General features: G+C 43.6%; 2 rRNA genes. Both read right to left on the bottom strand.

The window, feature by feature from the left end:
* A 5S ribosomal RNA gene (rrf, locus tag H4J50_RS19180) occupies positions 1-101 on the bottom strand; the annotation flags it as partial.
* Between the two features lie 153 nt (positions 102-254).
* Positions 255-362 (bottom strand): 23S ribosomal RNA (locus H4J50_RS19175); the annotation flags it as partial.

The following is a 362-nucleotide window of genomic DNA, read 5'->3' as shown; positions in this document are numbered from 1 at the left end:
TACTCTCACATGGGAACTCCCACACTACCATCGGCGCTAACACGTTTCACTTCTGAGTTCGGAATGGGATCAGGTGGGGCCATGTCGCTATTGTCGCTAGACAAAAAGGGTACAATCTTGAAAGCTGTTCATTAAGACGTGTCTCAATGATAATAAATACGTTTTGTTTCTCTTATTCACACAATTGTCATGCGTGATGCGTGTATTCCTACACTTTTGTCAAACTTCATACAACAAAACCACTTGGGTGTTGTATGGTTAAGCCTCACGGGTAATTAGTATTGGTTAGCTCAATGCCTCGCAGCACTTCCACACCCAACCTATCAACGTTGTAGTCTCCAACGACCCTTTAGGGAGCTTAA

It is taken from the genome of Colwellia sp. 6M3 (assembly GCF_014077595.1).
GTDB lineage: Bacteria > Pseudomonadota > Gammaproteobacteria > Enterobacterales > Alteromonadaceae > Cognaticolwellia.
The sequence above is the reverse complement of the archived record's forward strand: the minus strand, read 5'-3'. Positions and strand labels throughout refer to the sequence as shown.